Origin of the sequence: Mesorhizobium sp. M2A.F.Ca.ET.039.01.1.1, assembly GCF_003998035.1 — a bacterium.
GTDB lineage: Bacteria > Pseudomonadota > Alphaproteobacteria > Rhizobiales > Rhizobiaceae > Mesorhizobium.
In genome coordinates this window covers 1-1,411 of the sequence record NZ_RZRY01001131.1, presented here as the reverse complement: position 1 = coordinate 1,411, position 1,411 = coordinate 1, and the positions used below count along the sequence as shown (strand labels likewise).

1 protein-coding gene is annotated in these 1,411 nt (G+C 64.5%); it reads right to left on the bottom strand.

The window, feature by feature from the left end:
- A partial coding sequence (locus EOA24_RS37890; RefSeq protein WP_245501961.1) for a DUF4011 domain-containing protein occupies window positions 1–1,411 on the bottom strand: 1,411 nt, incomplete at both ends.

Sequence of the window (1,411 nt, the reverse complement as noted above, 5' to 3'; positions counted from 1 at the left end):
AGTGAAACGTGAGCTCGCGCTGCGCCGCTCGAGCCGGACCGGCACCAGCAGCAGCGGCGCCCGATAGCTGCGCTCGTCCTCGGGCTTCTTTTTCCAGCGAAGGAAGCCCACAGCAAGGAACAGCGTGTTTGCCCCGCCTTCGGCGAAGTCGTTGCGCACCTGCCGATAGAGGTCGATCAGTCTCGCCTCAAGCTGACGGGTATCCAGCGTCGAAGCGAGTTCATCCCTCAGCAGTGCTTCGGCAGCGTAACCGCGTTGCAAATCGCGACCGTGCACATCGCGGTAGAGTTCCGCGTCGCGCTCCCCCAATGGGTTCTGCTCGGGCAAGGAGATGAGGCGGACTGCCGCACCATTTGCCAGCCTGTCCTCCAGATAGGCCACGTCGGTGCACAAAAACGGGATCGTCTTCTTCGAATCGGGGAAGTTGAGAAGGCGGTTCCTGAGTGTCAGGTCGAGCAGCTTCTTTTGCCAACGTTGGATGCGACCCACCGCAGTGGTGGGCTTGATCTCAACGGCCTCTGCCGGCATCTCGCCGGCTGCTGGCGCCGCTGGGAGGGGCAGGGCCACCCCAGCCGCCGCCTCTTCATCGACTGCATTGCGTCTGACCGGCTCGTGCGAGGCAAGCGGCGTGATGCCGCCGCTGCGCGATCGCCGCACGTCTATGGCCGCGACGAAGGCATGCGCTTGCTCCTCCGCAAGACGAATACCGAGCGCATTCTGGGCGGCCTCGAGCGTCAGCGCGGGCCGGTGCGTGACGCCTGTGGTTTCGAAAGCGATGAACTCGCGCGAGGCAAGCGCCTTGCGGACCTCCATCTGATCCGTTTCAACCGCGTTGGAAAAGGTGCGCTTGGTGAGCCAGACCCCCACAGCGGCATGTCCATCAAACATCAGGACAGCAGGGTGGAGGCCGGCTCCCTCAAGGGCGGCGGCGAAAAGAAGCGAGCTGTCCAGGCAGGTAGCGAGCCGCTCCTCCGCTATAGTGGTAGGACGCCTGACTTTTTGGCCGCGGCTCTCGAAGCTCGCCGGAGGCTCGGCGTAATGCAGCCCTATGCCGGCGATCGCCGAATAGATGGCAGCCGTCAGCATGAATGCCCGTTGCGGGCTTTGCGACTGGTAGCCGTCAAGGCCGCTCGGATGCCCGTGCGCGGCGAGTCGTTCCGCAGCTGCCCTGAGGATCGGTGCAACACCGGGATCATTCGGCATCACGAAGGCCGGGAGCAGCTGCGCCATGTCGGCAACGCCACCCCACTCGTCGCGAGCAAGCAACCTGACTGTCAGACGCAGTTCGTCGAAGACCTCGCCCGCCGCCGACAGTCGCAAGGTGATCTCACCCCGTTCGGCCTCGTTGAGGCCTGCCAGATAACCGGCGTCGAGATCGACCTTCCGATCGCTCACCTGCAGGCGGTCGCCG